The organism is uncultured Sulfuricurvum sp. (assembly GCF_937936435.1).
In the GTDB taxonomy this organism is placed as follows: domain Bacteria; phylum Campylobacterota; class Campylobacteria; order Campylobacterales; family Sulfurimonadaceae; genus Sulfuricurvum.
The window spans coordinates 58322-78005 of sequence record NZ_CALDDG010000030.1; the positions used below are offsets into that span (position 1 = coordinate 58322).

The 19684-nt window shown below is 48.7% G+C and carries 25 protein-coding genes; 11 read left to right on the top strand and 14 right to left on the bottom strand.

Annotated elements, in window-relative coordinates; translation table 11 throughout:
• Positions 1–106: 106 nt before the first annotated feature.
• From rho to Q0389_RS03880, 6 genes are all read left to right on the top strand, one after another.
• The gene (gene rho, locus Q0389_RS03855; protein WP_298691808.1) at positions 107–1435 is read left to right on the top strand and encodes a transcription termination factor Rho; all 1329 of its coding nucleotides are present in this window, start codon (positions 107–109) and stop codon (positions 1433–1435) included.
• Position 1436: 1 nt separating this feature from the next.
• Positions 1437–2186, top strand: coding sequence for a glutamate racemase (gene murI / locus Q0389_RS03860; protein ID WP_298691810.1), 750 nt, complete (start codon positions 1437–1439; stop codon positions 2184–2186).
• Positions 2187–2226: 40 nt separating this feature from the next.
• Positions 2227–3843, top strand: coding sequence for a DNA polymerase III subunit gamma/tau (locus Q0389_RS03865; protein ID WP_298691812.1), 1617 nt, complete (start codon positions 2227–2229; stop codon positions 3841–3843).
• A 269-nt stretch (positions 3844–4112) separates the two neighbouring features.
• On the top strand, positions 4113–4331 hold the full coding sequence (locus tag Q0389_RS03870) for a cold-shock protein (RefSeq protein ID WP_298691814.1): 219 nt from the start codon (positions 4113–4115) through the stop codon (positions 4329–4331).
• A gap of 90 nt (positions 4332–4421) precedes the next feature.
• Complete coding sequence (locus Q0389_RS03875) at positions 4422–4607, top strand: hypothetical protein (RefSeq protein ID WP_298691816.1); 186 nt, start codon at positions 4422–4424, stop codon at positions 4605–4607.
• Positions 4608–4619: 12 nt separating this feature from the next.
• Complete coding sequence (locus Q0389_RS03880) at positions 4620–5270, top strand: methyltransferase domain-containing protein (RefSeq protein ID WP_298691818.1); 651 nt, start codon at positions 4620–4622, stop codon at positions 5268–5270.
• Between the two features lie 4 nt (positions 5271–5274).
• On the opposite strand, the gene Q0389_RS03885 is transcribed toward Q0389_RS03880, so the two are convergent.
• Positions 5275–6435 carry a VWA-like domain-containing protein gene (locus tag Q0389_RS03885; protein WP_298691820.1) on the bottom strand — a complete coding sequence of 387 codons (1161 nt, stop codon included), beginning with the start codon at positions 6433–6435 and terminating at the stop codon, positions 5275–5277.
• Positions 6436–6444: 9 nt separating this feature from the next.
• On the bottom strand, positions 6445–7446 hold the full coding sequence (locus tag Q0389_RS03890) for a MoxR family ATPase (protein ID WP_298691822.1): 1002 nt from the start codon (positions 7444–7446) through the stop codon (positions 6445–6447).
• 125 nt (positions 7447–7571) lie between these two features.
• Here Q0389_RS03890 and Q0389_RS03895 point away from each other — a divergent pair, with 125 nt between their 5' ends.
• Together Q0389_RS03895 and Q0389_RS03900 are read left to right on the top strand one after the other, a co-directional pair.
• A complete protein-coding gene (locus Q0389_RS03895; protein WP_298691824.1) occupies positions 7572–8279 on the top strand; it encodes a hypothetical protein in 708 nt (235 codons plus the stop codon).
• Between the two features lie 51 nt (positions 8280–8330).
• A complete protein-coding gene (locus Q0389_RS03900) occupies positions 8331–8690 on the top strand; it encodes a cupin domain-containing protein (protein ID WP_298691825.1) in 360 nt (119 codons plus the stop codon).
• Here the strand turns inward: Q0389_RS03900 and Q0389_RS03905 are convergent.
• From Q0389_RS03905 to Q0389_RS03915, 3 genes are all read right to left on the bottom strand, one after another.
• A complete protein-coding gene (locus tag Q0389_RS03905) occupies positions 8687–10468 on the bottom strand; it encodes an alkaline phosphatase D family protein (RefSeq protein WP_298691827.1) in 1782 nt (593 codons plus the stop codon). The genes Q0389_RS03900 and Q0389_RS03905 overlap by 4 nt on opposite strands.
• Positions 10469–10581: 113 nt before the next feature.
• Complete coding sequence (locus Q0389_RS03910) at positions 10582–11181, bottom strand: hypothetical protein (RefSeq protein ID WP_298691829.1); 600 nt, start codon at positions 11179–11181, stop codon at positions 10582–10584.
• Between the two features lie 48 nt (positions 11182–11229).
• Entirely contained in the window at positions 11230–11361 is a 132-nt protein-coding gene (locus Q0389_RS03915) for a hypothetical protein (RefSeq protein ID WP_298691831.1), read from the bottom strand.
• A gap of 72 nt (positions 11362–11433) precedes the next feature.
• Here Q0389_RS03915 and Q0389_RS03920 point away from each other — a divergent pair, with 72 nt between their 5' ends.
• Together Q0389_RS03920 and Q0389_RS03925 are read left to right on the top strand one after the other, a co-directional pair.
• The gene (locus tag Q0389_RS03920; protein ID WP_298691833.1) at positions 11434–12066 is read left to right on the top strand and encodes an HAD family phosphatase; all 633 of its coding nucleotides are present in this window, start codon (positions 11434–11436) and stop codon (positions 12064–12066) included.
• A 9-nt stretch (positions 12067–12075) separates the two neighbouring features.
• Positions 12076–12267, top strand: a complete 192-nt coding sequence (locus Q0389_RS03925; protein ID WP_294915255.1) for a YwbE family protein — start codon at positions 12076–12078, stop codon at positions 12265–12267.
• Here Q0389_RS03925 and Q0389_RS03930 read toward each other — a convergent pair.
• The 7 genes from Q0389_RS03930 to Q0389_RS03960 form a co-directional block, all read right to left on the bottom strand.
• A complete protein-coding gene (locus Q0389_RS03930; RefSeq protein ID WP_298691835.1) occupies positions 12264–12647 on the bottom strand; it encodes a HEPN domain-containing protein in 384 nt (127 codons plus the stop codon). The genes Q0389_RS03925 and Q0389_RS03930 overlap by 4 nt on opposite strands.
• Positions 12640–12945 (bottom strand): nucleotidyltransferase domain-containing protein, encoded by a 306-nt coding sequence (locus Q0389_RS03935; protein WP_298691837.1) that lies wholly within the window; start codon positions 12943–12945, stop codon positions 12640–12642. The genes Q0389_RS03930 and Q0389_RS03935 overlap by 8 nt, the downstream gene beginning before the upstream one ends.
• A gap of 103 nt (positions 12946–13048) precedes the next feature.
• Positions 13049–13450: a hypothetical protein gene (locus tag Q0389_RS03940; protein ID WP_298691839.1), complete on the bottom strand. Its 402-nt coding sequence runs from the start codon at positions 13448–13450 to the stop codon at positions 13049–13051.
• A complete protein-coding gene (locus Q0389_RS03945) occupies positions 13428–13742 on the bottom strand; it encodes a hypothetical protein (RefSeq protein WP_298691841.1) in 315 nt (104 codons plus the stop codon). Before Q0389_RS03945 ends, Q0389_RS03940 begins: the two co-directional genes overlap by 23 nt.
• 95 nt (positions 13743–13837) lie before the next feature.
• Positions 13838–14485, bottom strand: a complete 648-nt coding sequence (locus Q0389_RS03950) for a 3-methyladenine DNA glycosylase (protein ID WP_298691843.1) — start codon at positions 14483–14485, stop codon at positions 13838–13840.
• 3 nt (positions 14486–14488) lie between these two features.
• Entirely contained in the window at positions 14489–15298 is an 810-nt protein-coding gene (locus Q0389_RS03955) for a TIGR00282 family metallophosphoesterase (protein ID WP_298691845.1), read from the bottom strand.
• On the bottom strand, positions 15295–15876 hold the full coding sequence (locus tag Q0389_RS03960) for a hypothetical protein (protein ID WP_298691846.1): 582 nt from the start codon (positions 15874–15876) through the stop codon (positions 15295–15297). Before Q0389_RS03960 ends, Q0389_RS03955 begins: the two co-directional genes overlap by 4 nt.
• Before the next feature lie 63 nt (positions 15877–15939).
• Between Q0389_RS03960 and Q0389_RS03965 the strand changes: the two genes are divergently transcribed.
• Entirely contained in the window at positions 15940–16458 is a 519-nt protein-coding gene (locus tag Q0389_RS03965; RefSeq protein ID WP_298691848.1) for a YgjP-like metallopeptidase domain-containing protein, read from the top strand.
• A 7-nt stretch (positions 16459–16465) separates the two neighbouring features.
• Here Q0389_RS03965 and rlmC read toward each other — a convergent pair whose 3' ends face one another.
• The gene (rlmC, locus tag Q0389_RS03970) at positions 16466–17584 is read right to left on the bottom strand and encodes a 23S rRNA (uracil(747)-C(5))-methyltransferase RlmC (protein WP_298691850.1); all 1119 of its coding nucleotides are present in this window, start codon (positions 17582–17584) and stop codon (positions 16466–16468) included.
• The coding region (locus Q0389_RS03975) for a DEAD/DEAH box helicase (protein WP_298691852.1) at positions 17584–19684 on the bottom strand (2101 nt) is incomplete at its 5' end. The genes rlmC and Q0389_RS03975, both read right to left, overlap by 1 nt.

Genomic DNA, 19684 nt, shown 5'->3' on the forward strand with positions numbered 1-19684 from the left:
GACAACGTTGTCATGGATAGTTTATAATGCGGGAAACACAATGACAAACTGACTGCATATCTCGCGTACTACATAAAAATCCACTCTACCCTAAGGCATTATCAGAATGAGCGATACCACCGCAAAAACTCCGAAAAATAACTCTAAAAATCGTACCCACATCCCTGTTGACGGATTTACGATTGAGGCTCTCCGTACGAAAAAACTCGAAGATCTTCTTGAAATAGCGACCTCTTTAAATATCGAAGACCCCAACGAACTCAAACGTCAAGATTTGATTTTCGAAATTCTTAAAACTCAGGTGCAACAGGGGGGATTCATCCTTTTCACCGGAATTTTGGAGATTATGCAGGACGGTTACGGATTTTTACGCGCCGTCGATCAAAGTTTCAGCGATTCATTGCATGACGCCTATGTTTCCAGTACCCAAATCCGCCGTTTTGCTCTGCGTAACGGGGATATCGTTACCGGACAGGTACGGGCACCGAAAGATCAGGAACGCTATTATGCCCTGCTCAAAGTCGAAGCGATCAACTATCTCCCTCCTGAAGAGTCCAAGAAACGTCCTCTCTTCGAAAATCTTACCCCGCTGTATGCCCTTGAACAACTCAAACTCGAATACCAGCCGACCAAACTGACCGGACGGATGATGGATCTCTTCGCCCCTATCGGAAAAGGGCAGCGCGGACTCATCGTCGCTCCTCCGCGATCGGGAAAAACAGAATTGATGAAAGAGATCGCGCACGGCGTAACCAACAATCATCCCGAAGTGGAACTGATGGTTCTTCTCGTCGACGAACGCCCCGAAGAGGTTACCGACATGGAGCGCTCCGTCAAAGGCGAAGTCTACAGCTCTACCTTCGACGAACCGGCCAAAAACCACGTCAAAGTCGCCGAAATGGTGATCGAGCGTGCGAAACGGCGTGTCGAGCTCGGCAAAGACGTCGTTATCCTTCTCGACTCGATCACCCGTCTCGCCCGTGCCTACAACACCGTCACTCCGAGTTCTGGAAAAGTCCTCTCGGGCGGGGTGGATGCCAATGCATTGCACAAACCCAAGCGGTTCTTCGGTGCGGCGCGTAACATCGAAAACGGCGGAAGCTTGACGATCATCGCCACCGCTCTCGTCGAGACGGGAAGCCGTATGGACGAGGTTATTTTCGAAGAGTTCAAAGGGACCGGGAACTCCGAAATCGTCCTCAGCCGCAAAATTTCTGACCGCCGTATCTTCCCTGCGATCGATATTCTCAAATCGGGAACCCGAAAAGAAGAGCTTCTTCTCGGACCGGAAGTGCTTCAAAAAGTATTCGTTCTTCGTTCGATGCTGCATAAACAAGAAGACGAGGTCGAAGCCCTCCGCTTCCTCTACAACACGATGCTCAAAAGCAAATCCAATATCGAATTCCTCGACAGCATGAATGAGTCGACCAAATAAGATGAGAGTCGGTGTCTTTGATAGCGGTGTCGGAGGCTTAAGCGTCGTAAAATCGTTGCTGGAGCATAAACTCTTCGAAGAGATCATCTACTTCGGCGATACCGCCCGCGTCCCATACGGAGTCAAAGACCCGAACACTATTATCCGCTATTCCCTCGAAGCGATCGAATTTTTCAAAAACTTCGAAATCGATCTACTCATCACCGCCTGCAATACCGTCAGCGCCTACGCCCTGGATGAAATGAGGCTGCACAGCAATTGCGATGTTATCGGTGTAGTCGATCCGGGTGTTTTGGCCCTTAAAAATGCCGTTCCTTCGACCCAAGCCGATATCCTGATCCTCGGGACAAAAGCAACCGTTAAATCAGGCGCTTATGAAAAAGGTCTCAACCTTTTGGGTTATGAACGCCTGACCGCAAAAGCGACCGGCTTGCTCGTTCCGATCGTCGAAGAGGGGTTATACGAGGGGGAAGTGCTCCAAAGTGCCCTCCACCACTATTTCGGTGATTTGGAGAAAGCACCCGACGCCGTTATTCTCGGATGTACCCATTTCCCGTTGGTCGCCAAAGCAATCGATGCGTATTTCGAAGGAAAAAGTACTCTGATCCACTCAGGAGAGGCAATCGTCGAATATTTGCAAAGCCATTACGATTTCAGCCGTCGATTCGAACATACCGAACTCAAATTTTTCGCCTCGGAAAATCCCGAAGGGCTGCGACGCGTTGCCAAAGAGTGGCTAAATTTAGCCTAAGCATGTTAAACTCTATCACTCAAAATTAGAGAGGTTCCCATTGCGCACATCCGAAGTTTTAGCACTTAAATATCGTCCTCGACGCTTCGAAGAGCTCATCGGGCAGGAGAGCATCTCTCAAACTCTTTCGCTCGCCCTCGATTCGGGCCGATTGTCTCATGCCTATCTTTTCTCGGGTCTTCGCGGTTCGGGAAAAACTTCGACCGCACGGATTTTTGCCAAATCCCTGATTTGTGAAAACGGTCCCACTTCCGCACCGTGCGACGTTTGCAGCCACTGTGTCATGGCTAACGAAGGTCGCCACATCGACATCATCGAAATGGACGCCGCGTCCAGCCGCAAAATCGATGATATCCGCGATCTCATCGAACATACCAAATACCGTCCGGCCAGCGCCAAAGTTAAAATTTTCATCATCGACGAAGTACATATGCTCACAAAAGAGGCCCATAACGCCTTGTTAAAAACCCTCGAAGAGCCGCCTGAATACGTCAAATTCATCCTCGCGACGACCGATCCTCTGAAGCTCCCGCCGACCATTTTGAGCCGTACCCAGCACTTTCGGTTTAAACGGATCAGCCATCCCAATATCGTCCACCATCTTAGCCATATTCTCCACTTGGAAAATATCGAATATCAAAACGAAGCGCTCGACATCCTCGCCCGCAGCGGCTCGGGTTCTCTGCGCGATACGCTGACACTGCTCGATCAGGCGATCATCTATTCCAAAGGGTACGTCGATGTCAAAACCATCGCCGATATGCTCGGCCTTCTCGATCCCGATTACATCAGCCGCCTTTTTGATGCCGTCTTCGCCAAAGACCGTCACACCCTCACGCAGATGATTCAGGAGCTCGAAGCGTACGAATCCGAGATGGTGATCGATGAGATCATCGCCTATCTGAAAGAACGGCTTTATGAGGGGGATCACCGTTTCAGTCCGCTCGTTATCGAACGTTTTTTCCGCATTCTCAGCGATTCCAAAACTCTCTTCGCCATCAATGCCGACGGCGGCTTTATCGTCAGCCTGGCCCTTTTTAAAATGATCGAAGCGCTGAAGATCAAAGAGATCGACGAGATGATCGAATCGCTCGAATCACGAGTCTCGCATCCTCAAACCAAAACACCGGAAATGGTAAGCGAACCGCAAAGCCAAACCGTGCATGTCATGCCGACCGCTCCATCCAAATCTCCGTTTGAGATACTGTGTGAAAAAATCAACGACCGGAGCCTGGAGCTGGGAACATGCTTTAAGAACAATGTCACTTTTCTCTCCTATGAAGAGAATACCCTGACTTGGGAAAGCTGTGCCGAGGGAGAGGAAAAAGAGCTCCTAAAAAACAGTTTCGGCATCATCCGTCAGTTCGTCCGTGAAGTCTACGGTATCGATACTCAGATCAAATCGCAAGGGTGCACCAAAACTCCCGAAGAAGCGAGTACGGAAAAAGCGGACCCGAGTGTAGAGCCTAGCGAACCTCTCGACGAAAGCGCTTCGATGGTCGAAGAGACCGAGATCGGCGTCGGAAGCTGTGTCAGCCAGTGCGACGAAACCAGCGTCAAAGAGTTTGACGGCAGCGATGTCCTCAAAGAGCCGATGATCCAAAAAGCGGCGGAGCTTTTCGAAGCGACGAAAATCACCGTCCAGTCAAAAGTCTAAACACCGCAGGAATAAAATCCCTCCGGCTACGCTAGCCGCTGTGGCGCTGAAGCTTGCTTTTTCAAAGCAAAATTCTTAAAATGTATTTTTTCTTGCTTTTAAGGATTTTTTCAGGTATACTTCAGCTATTGAAAGATGATTTAGAGTTTCATCTTTGGCTTGCTTTTTATTGATGACTTCCGTTAGCAGTACGACCCGCCCTTAGAATACTCCACTTTATACTTCGACCACTTCAGCAATGAGGTGTATTACAACCCAAAGGAATTGCTATGGCAAATCAAGTTAACGGAACAGTCAAATGGTTCAACAGTGAAAAAGGTTTTGGATTTATCCAACAAGACAACGGCGGGAAAGATGTATTCGTACATTTCCGTCAAATCAACAACACAGGTTACGGCCGTGTAAGTCTTGAAGAAGGACAAAAAGTTACTTTCTCTATCGGTGAAGGTGAAAAAGGTCCTCAAGCAGAGAACGTTACAATTCTCTAATCTCCTCGACGGATACCGTGGTGTCCGTCATTATATCGTTCTATTAAGACACCTGAAGGTGTTTTTCCGAGCCGATTAAAGGAAAAAACCATGGAAAGCAAAGAAGCCGTTTTAAGCGCATTAAAAGAGGGGAAAAAACTGATCAGTACCGTCACAGGACTGCAATATACCCTCATCGGGGGTCAGTTACACGCCCGAAACAGTGAAAAAACCGATTGGCACGAAAGTGAACTCTGCTTTGATAATCCCCCCTCATGGTTGAATCTTCGCGTATAAGCGAAGAGTATTATGTCCCCCTTACGCTTTCGCTACCAGACGCTCGATTTTTTAGATGACGATATCCATGTCCGAACCCTCAGAGACACCCAACAATATTCCGATACAGACGATAAAGCCCAAAAGCTGGGGATATCTTCCGCATCATGGCCGCTGTTCGGAGTGATCTGGGACTCAGGCAAAATTCTTGCCCATCTGATGAGTGATTTCGATATCGAGGGCAAACGAATATTGGAAGTAGGATGCGGAATCGGATTGGCGAGCCTCGTGCTAAATCACCGCTCCGCCGATATCACCGCCACCGACTACCATCCCGAAGCGGAGCGTTTTTTGATCGAAAATGCCCGCATCAACGACGATGAAATCATCCCGTTTATCCGTGCGGGATGGGGAGACGTGCAAGACTCTCTCGGCGAATTCGATCTTATCATCGGCAGCGATCTGTTATACGAAAGAGATCACGTTGAGCTTTTGGCCGGATTTATCGATCGCCATACCAAAGCGTCGTGCGAAGTGATTATTGTCGATCCCGGTCGCGGGAACCACTCCAATTTCAGTAAAAAGATGGTAGGTCTCGACTTCTCCCATACCCAAAGCAAACCGGTACATACCGACTATCTCACCCTTCCGTTTAAAGGGCAGTTGCTTCGCTACGCCCGGTAAAAAGTTATGCGAAGAGAGCCAAGGCTCTTCCGAAAGGGGTTTTTGCCGGTCCCGAAAGGGCCCACAGCACTTCATATGCCGGCGGAATCCGAGGAAAACGCCCCTCTCCGTCGGTAAAATAAAGAAGCATCGTCGTCATCGGAAGGTTGGCATCGATGTAATCGAATACGGGGCGGAAATCGGTCCCGCCTCCCCCTTTTAGCGAAAAATCGAGTCTCTCTCCCCCCTGAAACGTATAATGGTTATGGACTTTGGCATCCGCGGTGATCAATTCGATCTTCACGGCAGGAAAATTGTTCATAATCGACTTGAACTCCTCCATAAACAACCCCAACAGTTCGTCATTGATCGAACCGGACGTATCGATAGCCACGCATAAGCTCAGAGTATCGCTTGCAAGCGAGGGTAAAGCGATCCCCCGATAGATATGTTTTTTATTCGGCGGCATAAAGGCGTAATTGTTGCGCATGTGCCGATTGATCGCATTGTACAATTCAAAACGCCAATCCACTCCGCTGGCTATCGCACGTTTCCCCAGACGATCCATACCGGTCGGCATCGATCCTTTGCGCTGCGCCACCTCTTTGGCAACCGATGCGGCGTACTGCCATTGCGATTCGCTCTGCGGATCGAGCCCTTCATCGATCGTGCCGTCGTTCGCGCTGAAAGGCTCTCCTCCCTCCTCTTCGGGAACATCCCCCATCGCCATAGTATCGGGGCTGCGCTGGTCGTCGTGTCCGAAGGCATCCTCCGAAAGACTGAGACCGTACTGTTCTTTGAGCAGATCGTAAATCTCCTCGGCGTACATCCCCTTGAATTCTGTATTAAAGTTCGCCCCCTGCGGGATCACCAAACCGTTTTGATGCAGCAGGTTATTGATTGCATAATCGGTTGCAAGCTGCCATAGCGAGCCGCGGCGGTTCAGGCGGCGCTGCTGGTGCGAGAGGACGTGGTGCATGACACAGTTGGTCAAAATAAACATCACTTCCTCTATCGTCCGCTTCTCGATATAGGCGGGATTGTACAAAAACCGTATCCCGTTGCTGGCGTATCCGGAAACCCCTTCTCCGGGTTCGTGACGCAATCTCGAAGCGAGCATCCCAAAATAGGGATGTTTCATCGTCAGATGGGTTTTGGCCTTGAGAAGAAGCTGTTCGGGATTCACGATTTTACCTTAGCGCATCAACGCGTTAAACTTGCGCATCCACAGCGGCCAGCTGTCGATATGATCCAGTTCGATCCCGCGTGAGCGTAAATCCTGAATAATCATAACCGCAAACTCTCCCGGCAGATTGAGGGTATAGGCGACAAGATTGTTCAGTTTTTTCGATCCGGTATGATCGTTGATCCGCATCGTCAGTGCCGAACTGAGCAGATGAAGCGCCGAAGGGTCTTCAGGGACTTCATTGCTGGTACCGTCGATGATCGCGTCGAGATCGGGGAGCTGATCGGCCATCATTTTAAATCCCAGATACGCCGCGGCAAGTTCTTCGCCGATTGCTCCTGCGACCAGCGGCAAAATCAAATCCGCTTCGGGTTCGGAAGCGATGATCTCATTGACGTAGGCCCATGTGCGCGGCGTAGCGAACGAACGGTTCTCGTTTTTCGTATCGAAGGTGAACAAAGCATCGGGACGGTGGGCGATGAATGCGACGATGGAGGGATCGATCTGCGATCCGATCGCCCAGCTACGCCAGTCCTCGACGCTCGCTTCCATCTCCAGATGGACAAATCGATTTGCCAGCGGCGACGCCATCCGAAAGACGACTCCTCGGTCGCTTTCACGGTTTCCCGCCGCGACGATAGCCCATCCGTCCGGAAGACGGTACTCACCGATTTTACGATCCAGAATCAGCTGATAAGCCGAGGCCTGTACCATCGGTGCAGCGGTGTTGAGCTCATCGAGAAACAAAATCCCCTCGCTCTGATCGGCATTCGGCAAAAACGACGGCGGCGCCCAGATCGCCTCGTGATTTTCCGCATTGAAAAACGGTATCCCGCGCAAATCGGTCGGATCGAGCAGCGAAAGACGCAAATCGATAAACGCGATGTTTTTTTCCTTCGCGATCTGTGCGACGATCGAGGATTTTCCAATCCCGGGAGGACCCCATAAAAATACGGGAACTTTTCGTTCGCAAAGATGGGCTAATGAACGTTTGGCGCTTTGGGGATTCATCGTTATCCTTTGTCATGGTTGTCCCCCCGTATGCATTTTTGATGCACGCTTTTTCGACACCGTTTGTTTACTATACCGAACCTGCTTATTGCTATACTTTGAAGACACAAAGCAAGGAGGACTCAATGAAGGGGACGATATTACACTTCAGCGAAGGGGAGGGAATCATTTTAGGCGAAGACGGGTTGCGCTACCGATTTGGGGAAGAGGATGTGAAAAACGCCCTTCTCAAAAACGGGGCGAAGGTCGATTTTATCCCCGAAGAATCCTCGGCAAAAGAGATATACACCCTCGAAAGCGAACCTCAAGCCAATCCGGCCAATCTCCAGAATGAACCTTCGGAACTTAAGACGGGAGCGTTTATTGCGGCGTTCGGAGCGTTCCTCTCGCTCTTTAGTACCGCGTCCTCCCTGCTGGGAGTTACGGGGTTTGCACTGGAACTTTACGGAGTCTATCGGCTGGCACTGTATAAAGGGGAAATGAGCTTTTTTTGGTACAAGGTCAAGGCATTCGTCGCCGGTATCGCCGCCATCGGATTGCTTACAAGTGCATGGATCGGAAGTTTCGGTTTTTTCTTCGCCGGATTTACGGGGATGGGCATAGGGACGCTGATGATGCTTATGCTCGCCGCCGCAGCGGGCATTTATTCGGTCATTGCGATGTTCAGCGCCCTCAACGGTATCGCACAGACGTATGACGCTCCGATGTTCACCGTGGCAGCCTGGCTCTATCTGATCAGCCTTGCGACGATGATTTTAGGGATCGGTTTTTTACTGATGGGGGTCTATTCGATCCTCCTCATCATCGCGTATCTCTCGATCAAAGAGCAGTGATTTTTTAAGATTTGTATGTTACTGTACGCTATTTCAAGAACGAGGTTATAGATGTTTTTGCACAAACAGATCGATGCGATTGAAGCTGCTCCCCAAAAAGCGGGCAAAGGAGTCAGTATGAAAATGCTCCTCTCTCCGGAGGAGTCTCCCAACTTCGCGATGCGTAATTTCACCATCGATGCGGGAGGGCATATGCCCCTGCACACCAACACGGTTGAACACGAACAATACGTCATCAGCGGACGCGCGAAAGTAGTGATCGGAGACCGAACCATCGAAGCGGGAGCGGGAGACGTCCTTTTGATCCCGGCAGGAGTTCCCCACAGCTACGAAACGCTCGGCAACGAAGCCTACAGTTTTCTCTGCCTCGTCCCGAAAGCGCAAGACTGCATCAATGTCATCAGTTGCTAAATCCTGACTAACGTTCTATTTTCACTTCCTGGGAACACTTGATATGTTGTTTCCCGATCAGTCAAAAGATTGTACGTCGTTGAACTGATCGAATCAACATATTTCCACTGTGCTTCTGCCTTCTCTGCAGTAAATGTAACGACTAAAAATCCTCGGTTGTTCAAATTAGCATATTCCAAATCATCGACCAAGATTGTCAATGCTGCTTCAAGTTGCTGTGCCATACCCGTCGATGTAATAGCAAGGTATTCTTCCATTCCCGGTGAAGAAACTGATGAAGTCGCAAATTCTACCCCGATTTGATTACCACTACTATCTTTAAGATTACTTGCCCATCCATTATGAGTATCCCCGGCTAAAACTACTAAATTTTTGTCCAACCCTCGTACAGATGCATAAATAACTTCACGCTCATAATAATAACCGTCCCATGCATCAAGATTATAAGGTAGCACCGTATTCACGCGTGCCGCTTCTTCCGACGTTACTGTCGGGTCTCCCATCGATATTCGTACTTTAATCTGGGTCAATTCTGTAATTGATGTATTAACGGCACTCATTGCAGCTGCTTTTTCTGCATCTGATGCACTATCACTTTGAAGTACGGCGACTGAGCCCAATATTTCTGCAGGAAGATTCATTTTTCCCATCAAAACCTGCTGACCGATAACCTGCCAAGTCGCACTGGATGTAGCCAATGTACCTTGAAGCCATGCAAGCTCTTCACTGCCTATCATTGATCGAGCAGGAGAAGTCAAATCAGCTACAAATGCCGCTGAATCAAATGCAGGAGTATAATAATCTGAATAATTCAGTTGCTTATCACGACCACACAAACGTGTTTCAAGCATATGTAAAGATACCAATCCTCCAAAATCAAAAGTTCGATAGATTTTTTTTATCTCAGAAACCGGACGGATCGGTATCCATTCAAAATATGCCTGAAGTGCTGCAGCCACACGATCATCATAAGAACCTTCTGTCACATCGTGATTTTCAGCACCCGATTTATAAGCATCATTTGCGATTTCATGATCATCCCATACTGCAATCATCGGACAAGCGGCATGTATAGCCTGCATCCCGGAATCAGTATGATAAAGTGCATAACGTTTACGATAATCGTTAAGCGTGATACATTCGGTATTATTATCCGATGGAAGCGCACGTCCGATCGATATTGCATCTTCAGTCCCATATGCCGGAACTTTTGCAGTGAAATCATCATTGACGTACATTCCATATTCATAAATGTAATCTCCAATATGGAGCGTGACATCCAAATCATCAATTGTTGCAGCAGCACTAAACACATTAAAATATCCCTTAGGATAATTAGAACATGAAAATACTGCCATTTTAACTTGATCCGGAGAGGCGGTCGGCAGTGTTTTTGCCTTCCCTGTCACTGAGTAGGTTTTTCCAACCCAAAAACGATAATAATATTGTGTATACGGTAAAAGATTTTGAACATCGATTTTTACCGTATAGTCTTGGGAGGAATTGGCTGTTGCCGTACCACTATTCGTAATATGTGAAAAAGCTGCATCCGTAGCAACTTGATAAGATACTCTTACAGAAGAAATACTACTCTCTTCCGGTGTAATCCGTGTCCATATAATAACGCGATCGCTGAGGGGATCCCCACTCGCGACACCGTGATTGAACGCGACATTGATATCTCCATCATCATTACAACCCGATAAACCTGTCGAAACGACCAAGGTACACGCTGCCATAGCAGAAACTTTTAAAAATTCGCGCCGGGTAAAATACATGGGATTCCTTTTCAATAAAATCTCTGTATTTATAATCAATCTGTATTACAAGATAGACACACCTTTTAAGACCTCGTCCCGAAAGCGCAAGACTGCATCGAGATCATGGCCTGCTAGCTTTTGCGAAATCCGAATAGCTCCAGCGAGCTTTTTGTTGCGCGGGCGATGATGCTCTGCTCGGGGCGAAACATCGCGTCCGAAATCACTTTGACCGTACTGAATATCTCGTCGAACCCGTGATCGGGATAGCTGCTTTGCAATACGATACGATCCATACTCAGAGCGCTTAACGTTTCGGTATCGAACGAACCGATCGTCCCTGCACCCAAAGAGACATAAAAGTTTTCCAGAGCATTGTTCGCAGACGTCGCATTGAGGATAATTCCGCGTGCATCCTTCAAGGCTATGACAATGGAATCGTTCAGGAAAGATTGATCGACGATAAGCGGTTTGGTCGTATCGGGAAGAGAGGCGACGTCTTCATCGCTAGAAATCGAAAAGGCGACACAGTTCTCATCCGCTTCGCCGCGAAGATGAAGCGGCAGCGAATAAAACAGGCTTTCGTATTCGGAAGCGTTTTGCTGCGCTTCGGCAATTTCCGACGCATTTTTCGGATGGAGGATAAACATCTGTACCATCGTATCTTCGATAATATCATCCAGATTATCGAAAAAATCCTCATCGGTTCGGCTCAAATTGACATCAATTGTCATACATTCCCTTTGGCGTAATATCCGCCAAAATATGCAAATACGGTTCTATTAGTTGTTGGTTCCGCGAATGACGCGGGTTACACCATCGGTTGCGTCGTTGACACCCGAATTAAACTCTTTTGCCGTGCATCCGCTTATCATCAAAATTGCCATCATGCCTACCAATACCAAACGGATCATATATTCTCCTAAATTTATAAATAGATGTGCCATTATAACGCGTTTGCCGTTCACATTGGATATCATTGCGCTATGAAAAAACAGATCCTTTTTGACAACGACGGCGTCCTCGTCGATACCGAACACTGGTACTATACCGCCAGCGCCGAAGTGTTAGCGTCGTATGGCTACACCCTCACCCCCGAGCGCTACCGCGACATTATGATCGCAGGAGAAAGTGCCTTTTTGATCGCCGAAGAGACGGGAGTCCCCATCACAGAAACCGACCGATGGCGCGCAAAACGCAACGAACGCTATCAGTACTATCTCCGCACCGAAGAGATCGCTATCCCCGGTGTGCGGGAAGTACTTGAGCAACTCTCTGGGCGCTACCGCATGGGGATCGTCACCTCGGCGCTGCGATGCGATTTCGAACTCATCCATGCCGCGCGCGGGATAACCGACTATATGGATTTCGTCCTCTGCAACGGCGAATACCCCCGTGCCAAGCCCTACCCCGATCCCTATCTGCTGGGGTTAGAGCGTATGGGGGGAGAGAAGCATGAGACGATCGTCGTGGAGGATTCGGAGCGGGGACTGCGCTCCGCCGTTGCGGCGGGGATCGAGTGCGTCATCGTCCACAACCGCTTTACCGAAAACCACGATTTCAGCACGGCAACCCATCGGATCAAAACGCTCGATGAACTCATAACACTACTAAACTAAGGAGATACAATGGACGGCAAAGAACGAAAAAATATCATGTCGGGGAAACGGGTGAGTATCGTCCTCAAAGAGGATCAGAGAACGGGGAAACTGACCGAGGGGATCGTCCGCGACATCCTCACCAAATCGCCGAATCATCCGCACGGGATCAAAGTGAGGTTAATGAGCGGGGAAGTGGGACGGGTCAAAGAGGTGTTCTAAGAGCAGAAATTTTTGATCGTCTCGTAAAGCTCTTGTGTTTTAACAATATGGATTCTGATTTGTTCTTTTGATGGGGAATAAATGATCGGCATCGGATAGCGTGATGCGATATAAAAGCCGTTTAACTTTGTCATCGTCTCCACATACTCATCAAAACTCAACACACTATCGGCTTGCGCCAACAGCTCAACCAGATCATGCACTTTGGTAATTTTTTGATTGTTATATGCCAAAACAGCTTTCAGAGATTTTTCACACGCCTGCTGTAATGAAAAACCGATCTTGTCGGTATAAAAATCGTGCTTGTCTAAAAGCTGTGCCTCTTCCAAATCTTTGAGGGCAAAAGAGAGCCAATCTTTCGCCGCTGTGACATTAGCCATACATCACCTTGGCATTCCGATATAGTTCATTAAATGCAGGGTCGTTTGTCGCCAACTTCTCAGACAGTGCCGCTGGAGTGACATAGATGATGTCGAGAGGAATACGGATATTTTGCCGATGCAGTTCACGGCGCACCTGTACGTCTTCATCTTCGCAATGATCGGTCACGACGAGAAAATCGAGATCGCTTTCCTCACTCATTGTTCCCGTCGCACCGCTGCCGAACAAAAGGAGCTTGTGAGGCTGTGCGATACGGATAATCGTATCGCTGATTTTCATAATATCGTTTTCACTCATACGCGCCCTCTCTTTTGTTCATTTTGGTAAATTATAGCACATTCGCAATAGATGGTTGATGAGCGGGGAAGTGGGACGAGTTAAAGAGGTGTTTTGAGTATATCTATCTATGTGAATACATATAAAACATTGCGCCATAAAATAACAATGTTGCGCAAAAAATTAAAAACACAAATAATGCCATTTTCGCTAAAACACAACTAATACATTTTTCACGTGTTTTAAGAACAAAACATTTTTTGGATAGCCATGCGATAATACCAAGCTGAAAAAATATCCCAATCGCTAATCCAAATAGATAAATATTCCCACTCCCAAAAAGATAGACAAACCCCTTACTTACAATCCAAGCACCCGGCAAAAATGGAAATGTTATTATATTTCCTATAGAAGCAATCGCACCACCAATCAAATATGTAATGGGAAATATAAAAGAGTAAACTAATGCCCATATAACAATTTTTTTTGGTATTCCCATCCAATTAATGTTGTCTAGTATGTACATTTTCAACTCTTTCTGAACTATCCAAATGAATTATAAGACTATTATAATCAGCCATACTGCAAAAACCCAAGGAATAATCCATCTCATATTTCATATCATTCAGAGATATTCTGTCTGGTTCTCCTAATAGATTGATTACTTCTTGCTTCGTCATATCTTGAGTAATCAATCGATTACTCAAATCATTTGCTAATGCACCTCTGTAACATGTACAATCAACTTCATTCGATACTTTCTGAAACCAAATTTTTGGATCAAACCGTTCTATTCCCTGATAGCCGATAATCATCATATAATTTACTATCGAAATAAAAAAAATATAAACTATATAACCAAACTTCAAATCAAACCTTAAAATGTTTTTTGTTAAATAATAGCATTTTTTGATTATTGTACAGATAAAGTTGTAATATTTACCGCTTTCCCCTTACTATTCCCCTTCACATACTCCACTATCATCCCATGAAACCGCGCAAACGCGGCGGGAAGCTGAACGGTATCGAAATAGCCTCTCACCCCCGCTTCACACCACTCCTGCAACTCATCATAACTCTCGAACTCATACCCGAACGCGTTTAAGAGCCGTGCCGTATACGCATCGACGACCATAGCGGGACGGGCGCAGGCGTAGCAGAGGATAGAGTCCGCCGTCTCGGGGCCGACCCCTTTTTGAGACAACAGCCAGTCGCGGTCGGTACTCAGCGCAAAGGTCTCGAAATCGCCGAACTCGTCGATCATATTGCGTGAAAGGCGGATGAGATTGGAGGCTTTCGCTTTGAACAGCCCGCTCGGACGGATCAGCTCCATAAGGGTTTCGGGATGCGTTTGCGCGAGGAGATCGGGGGCTAAAATCTCGGCATTTCGGAGATTGTCCAGAGAGATTTGAACCCGCTCCCACTGGGTATTTTGGGTCAGTACAGCCCCGACGACGACCTCAAACGTGCCATACGCTGGCCACCACAGCGGCGGAGAGTTCTCTAAAAGTTTCAGTTTTTCAAGTGCGCTGAAAAGTTCCCAAGAGTCCTGCAACTCCATCCACTATTCCTCTACCCACGCATCGGTGCGAAACACCCGCCCGTCATCGAAGATTTTGAGCTTGAAGGCGTCGATGCATCTCCCCTCTTCGAGGCTCATCACGGCGATCTGGAGAATCTTGCGGCATTTCTCGGGGACTTCGAACCGTCCCGCAACCCCCGTCAAAAAACGATCCAGCGGCACTTTGGCATCCATTCCGATGACGTTGTCACGGCATCCGCTGAGACCGATATCGGTGAGGTATGCCGTGCCGCCGACGATCTGGAAATCGTCGCTTCCCACATGGGTGTGGGTTCCGATGATTCCGCTCACTTCCCCCGCGAGGAGCATCAGCATACCGCGTTTCTCGCTGGAGGCTTCGGCATGAAAATCGAGGAAGATATGATTGATTCCCTCGCTTTTTAGGTGTGCTACCGTGTCACGGGCGCAGCGGAAAGCATTATCGACGTAGGGCATCCCGTAATGACCCATGATGTTGAGGACGGCGAGTTTCTCCCCCGCCACGTCGAAGATACGGCATCCCGTCCCTTTGACCCCTTCAGGGTAGTTGTGGGGACGGAGCATCGGGAGGGATTCGAGCAGCGGCTCGATCTCTTTTTTGTCCCACGTATGGTTTCCCCCGCTCATGCAGTCGATACCCATCCCCAAAAGCTCCTGGGCGTTCTTTTGCGTCACGCCGAATCCATGCGAAGCGTTCTCGTAGTTTGCGATGACAAAATCGATCCCGTGTTCGCGCCGCAATCGCTTCAAATGTTCTTGGATCATCATCCGTCCCGGACGTCCGACGATATCTCCGATAAACGCTATTTTCACTCTTTCTCCTCCATGAGTTCCTTTCTCAATTCTCTATTCCCCTGACGAAAATTTTTGCTGTCACCGTATTCAAAAAAGTTTTGGTAGCGCGAATGGATCGATTTCATCCGCTTCGCATGGCGGATCGGGCACCAATACTGTTCCGTCCGTGCCGCGATCTCGGAAATGTACCCCATCAGACCGTTAAAGTAACTGCAATAGAGACAGTTGAGCTTTTCGATACTGTTAAGATACCCCAGCATGTGGCGATCGATGATAATGTAGTCTTGCCGTTTGACTTTTGCTATCTTATAGATAGGAAAACAGATCCATTGATAAAGGGTCACAAACAAATCCAAAATTACGGCAGGAAATAAAACGACCCAGATCACCGGAGCGCTCAGCAAATGCAATATCGGAGTCGTCACTAAATAGCGAAACAGATTCTCCCGGTCGTGACGGTACGAAGCGAGCAGTTCTTCGCGCTTTTTCGTGATTTCGCAGGTAAAGCGTTCGTATTCTTGATGAAGCTCGGTTTCGAGTTCCGATTCGAGCGCTTTGATCCGGGCTACAAGCTCGTCGATCTTTTGATGTTCCATCGTGAGCCTTTATGCATAAATTTATGACCCGTTGCATTGAGTGTAACTATACTATAATTGCACATGCAATCGCTTAAATATCTCATTCACTATCCCGAAGAGACGAGAAATCAGGTCTCAGCCCTCATCCGCGAAGGTCGATTGGGAGGGTATCTTCTGAAAAAATATCCTGATACCCACCCTTACACCACCGATAAAGCGCTGTATGACTATACGATTGAGCTAAAAAACGCTCACCTGCGCAACTCCGTGCCAATTTCCAAAATCCTCTACGATACGAAAATCCGCGATCTCCAATCGGCGCTGGGAACCCATACCTTCGTCTCGCGGGTACAGGGGGGAAAACTCAAAGCCAAAAACGAGATACGGATCGCGAATCTGTTTAAAAAATCGCCCGAGCCGTTTTTGCGAATGATCGTCGCTCATGAACTCGCCCATCTGCGTGAAAAAGAGCACAACAAAGCGTTTTACAAACTCTGTACCCACATCGAACCCGCCTATCATCAGCTCGAGTTTGAGGTGAGGCTCTATCTCACCTATCTGGAGACTGCCCGAGGAACCGATCCCCTTTGGGGACACTGAGCACCTCTTAGCCCAGAGTCAATTCGACCAGAACCTCGTAATGGGCGGTGTGGGGAAACATATCAAAAATCTGTACCCGATTGAGACGGTAGGCGCCCAGCATCTCGATATCTTTTGTCAGAGTAAGGGCGTTACAGCTTGAATAGAGGATGCGCGGAGGACGGATTTTATCGATCCATTTGCAAATCTGTTCTCCCAAACCTCTGCGGGGAGGGTTGACGATCAGGACATCCGGCTTCTCCCCCGCATTCGCACTGAAACTCGCCGCATCGAGCGATTCGAAACGGATATTTTGCAGTTCGATCTGTGCCGCCGAATCGCGTGCACACGCTATCGATTCGCTCTCGATCTCGATCCCGACGATCTCCCGATCGGGCGCGGCACAATGCAGTGCAAATCCACCCACGCCGCAAAACAGATCCCAAAGCCGTTTAGGTTTGCTCTCATCCGCCCATTCAGACGCACTGCGATAGAGTTTCGCGGCGACGTCGGGATTGGTCTGAAAAAAACTTTTGGGACGGATATAGAGGGGTATCCCGTTCAGTCTCTCTTCCAGCCGCCGTTCTTCAGTAAAGAATATCTCTTCGTCTCCCTCCATGATCGCCATATGGACCGGCTGGATATTGGCGGTGACGACTTTCAGTTCGGGCGAGAGTTCTAACAGCTTTGCCAAATCATTTTGCAACCTCGGAACGATTCCGTGGGAGCGGAGAACAAAGCGAAGCATCATCGAACCGTTACTCGTACTGCGGGTGAGCAAAACGTATTTGAGTTCCCCTTTTCGTTTTTTCACATCGTAGGCTTTAATCCCCAAATCTCTCAGCCACTGCTGGATGTTTTCCAAAGCCCGCTGCATGGAGAGATCGTACAGAGGACATTCGATCAGGCTGCTCTCCTCCGAAATTCCCAAAACGACCCCCTCTCGCGTCGGGGTAGCGACCATTTTAGCCTTATTTCGGAACCCTTTGAGCTGGCTGGGAACCGGTTTGAGCCATTCAAGAGGCTTAAAAGGGTCCAACAGAGTATGCAGATGATCCTCTTTTTGCTTGATTTGTTCGCCGTAGTGAAAATCGATCCAGGAGCACGATCGGCAGACATGGGTGTCGAAATAGGAACAAAAACTCACTAGAGCACCTTCGGTTTGGCATTACGGAGATAATGGAGCACCGCCGCAATCAAATCGTCATCGTCTTTGCTGCTGCTTTGCAATGTCTCTTTCGAGCCGTTTTGATATTCGATCGTGATGTTTTGGTTGTAATTGCTTACCATTTTAATTTTTTTCTCGATACAGAGGAGTTTGATTACCATGATCTCGAAAAACTGTTTCGTCGGCATATCGGGTTTTCCGAAACGATCGCCTACCTCTTCTTCGATTTCGTAAATCTCGCTCGGCGTCTCGCAGTGGCTGAGACGGCGGTAGAGTTCCAGACGCAGACGGTCTTCACTGACCACCTCATCACTGATAAACGCACTGACGGTCAGTTTGATATCCACTTTCGCCCTTACGGCGGTGGATTGATTGGTGAGAATTTTGATCGCATCTTCCAACATCCGCAAATACAATGCATATCCGATGTTTTTGATATGTCCGCTTTGGGCATCCCCGACGAGATTTCCCCCGCCGCGAATTTCGAGGTCGTGATACGCCAGCATCGAACCGCTCCCCAAAAAGGAGTTGGATTCCAACGCGACAAGCCGCTTTTTCGCCTCTTCGGTGAGGTTATCTTTGTCATCCACGATAAAATAGGCATACCCCTCGATATGACCCCGTCCGACACGACCTCGCAGCTGATGCAGATCGGCCATTCCGAAACGATCCGCCCCGTCGATGATCATCGTATTGACCGTCGGCATATGAATGCCCGATTCGATGATCGAGGTCGCAAGCAGTACATCATACTGACGGTCGGCGAATTTGGCCAGTTCTTCTTCTGTTTGCGCAGCACTGATTTGGGAATGGAGGATCAAAATCCGCAGATCGGGGAGGATCGCTTTGAGTTCACCCGATTTGATCACCATCGAATCGATCGAGTTGTGGACGTAAAAGACCTGACCACCGCGGCGCAGCTCACGCAATATGACCTCTTTGATCAGTTTTTCATCGTAGTTTTTGACGAATGTACGGACCCCCAAACGCTCGCTCGGAGGGGTGAGGAGCTCGGACATCGTTTTGATCGAGCTAAGCGCCTGATTGAGACTGCGCGGGATCGGCGTCGCACTCATGCTGAGCAGATGGACGTTTTCATAGAGCGATTTGAGCTTCTCTTTTTGCTTCACCCCGAATTTGTGCTCTTCATCGATGATAACGATTCCAAGCTTCGCACAGCTTACCCCGAAGAGGGCGTGGGTCCCGACGACACAGTCGAGTTCCCCCGCTTCGAGTGCCCGAAGGGTCGCATTTTTCTCTTTAGTGCTGACGAAGCGATCAAGCTTCGCCACCCGGATTCCGAACGGTGCGAGACGGCTTTTGAGCGACTGGAAGTGCTGCGAACTGAGCAACGTCGTAGGGGCGACAAGGAGCGATTGGTATCCCCCTTTCGCGGCGGCAAAAATAGCATTCATCGCCACCTCCGTTTTCCCGAAACCGACATCCCCGCTAAGTAAGCGATCCATGATCTGACCCGATGCGAGATCGCGGATGATAGAATGAATAGCGTTGGTCTGATCGGGGGTATAGTCAAAGCCCGACTCGGCCTGAAACCGACACAATTCCCCCGCATCGACACTGATCACCGACGCTTTGATCAATGCCCGGCTCGCGGCGATCCCGACGATCTCCGAAGCGATCTCGAAGAGTCTGGCTTTGACCGACTCTTTGAGTTTGCCGAAGCTCCCTTTGCCCAAACGATCCAGAACCGGCAGCGAACCCGAAGCAATGTACCGGTCGATCGAATCAAGATTTTCCACCGGAAGGAGAAGCTTGTCATCCCCCATGTATTTAATGACGACAAGGTCTTTGATCCCGCCGAGGATCTCCGCCTGTTCAATCCCCTCGAATATCCCGACTCCGTACTCTTCGTGCACGACGTAATCGCCTACCTTCAGATCATCCAGCAAAATCGCCGTACGGCGGCGACGCCGTTTTTTCTCATGACGGTTCAGCGAAAAGATGATCTCATCGGGACCGATCAGATTTAATACAATCGGCGATGTTTTAAGAGTGAGCCCCTTGAGATCGAAAATCCCCGCCGCTTTAAGCTGCGTATCGCTTGCGGCGATAAGGGTA

What these genes read in the sequence shown, in the direction of transcription:
- Q0389_RS03945 (WP_298691841.1), bottom strand. Translation starts at nt 13,742, where the DNA reads ATGATGATTATCGGCTATCAGGGAATAGAACGGTTTGATCCAAAAATT.
- Q0389_RS03915 (WP_298691831.1), bottom strand. Translation starts at nt 11,361, where the DNA reads ATGATCCGTTTGGTATTGGTAGGCATGATGGCAATTTTGATGATAAGC.
- Q0389_RS03940 (WP_298691839.1), bottom strand. Translation starts at nt 13,450, where the DNA reads ATGTACATACTAGACAACATTAATTGGATGGGAATACCAAAAAAAATT.
- Q0389_RS03880 (WP_298691818.1), top strand. Translation starts at nt 4,620, where the DNA reads ATGTCCCCCTTACGCTTTCGCTACCAGACGCTCGATTTTTTAGATGAC.
- Q0389_RS03965 (WP_298691848.1), top strand. Translation starts at nt 15,940, where the DNA reads ATGCAATCGCTTAAATATCTCATTCACTATCCCGAAGAGACGAGAAAT.
- Q0389_RS03910 (WP_298691829.1), bottom strand. Translation starts at nt 11,181, where the DNA reads ATGACAATTGATGTCAATTTGAGCCGAACCGATGAGGATTTTTTCGAT.
- Q0389_RS03870 (WP_298691814.1), top strand. Translation starts at nt 4,113, where the DNA reads ATGGCAAATCAAGTTAACGGAACAGTCAAATGGTTCAACAGTGAAAAA.
- Q0389_RS03920 (WP_298691833.1), top strand. Translation starts at nt 11,434, where the DNA reads ATGAAAAAACAGATCCTTTTTGACAACGACGGCGTCCTCGTCGATACC.
- Q0389_RS03925 (WP_294915255.1), top strand. Translation starts at nt 12,076, where the DNA reads ATGGACGGCAAAGAACGAAAAAATATCATGTCGGGGAAACGGGTGAGT.
- Q0389_RS03935 (WP_298691837.1), bottom strand. Translation starts at nt 12,945, where the DNA reads ATGAGTGAAAACGATATTATGAAAATCAGCGATACGATTATCCGTATC.
- murI (WP_298691810.1), top strand. Translation starts at nt 1,437, where the DNA reads ATGAGAGTCGGTGTCTTTGATAGCGGTGTCGGAGGCTTAAGCGTCGTA.
- Q0389_RS03905 (WP_298691827.1), bottom strand. Translation starts at nt 10,468, where the DNA reads ATGTATTTTACCCGGCGCGAATTTTTAAAAGTTTCTGCTATGGCAGCG.
- Q0389_RS03900 (WP_298691825.1), top strand. Translation starts at nt 8,331, where the DNA reads ATGTTTTTGCACAAACAGATCGATGCGATTGAAGCTGCTCCCCAAAAA.
- Q0389_RS03960 (WP_298691846.1), bottom strand. Translation starts at nt 15,876, where the DNA reads ATGGAACATCAAAAGATCGACGAGCTTGTAGCCCGGATCAAAGCGCTC.
- Q0389_RS03890 (WP_298691822.1), bottom strand. Translation starts at nt 7,446, where the DNA reads ATGAATCCCCAAAGCGCCAAACGTTCATTAGCCCATCTTTGCGAACGA.
- rho (WP_298691808.1), top strand. Translation starts at nt 107, where the DNA reads ATGAGCGATACCACCGCAAAAACTCCGAAAAATAACTCTAAAAATCGT.
- Q0389_RS03930 (WP_298691835.1), bottom strand. Translation starts at nt 12,647, where the DNA reads ATGGCTAATGTCACAGCGGCGAAAGATTGGCTCTCTTTTGCCCTCAAA.
- Q0389_RS03950 (WP_298691843.1), bottom strand. Translation starts at nt 14,485, where the DNA reads ATGGAGTTGCAGGACTCTTGGGAACTTTTCAGCGCACTTGAAAAACTG.
- Q0389_RS03895 (WP_298691824.1), top strand. Translation starts at nt 7,572, where the DNA reads ATGAAGGGGACGATATTACACTTCAGCGAAGGGGAGGGAATCATTTTA.
- Q0389_RS03875 (WP_298691816.1), top strand. Translation starts at nt 4,422, where the DNA reads ATGGAAAGCAAAGAAGCCGTTTTAAGCGCATTAAAAGAGGGGAAAAAA.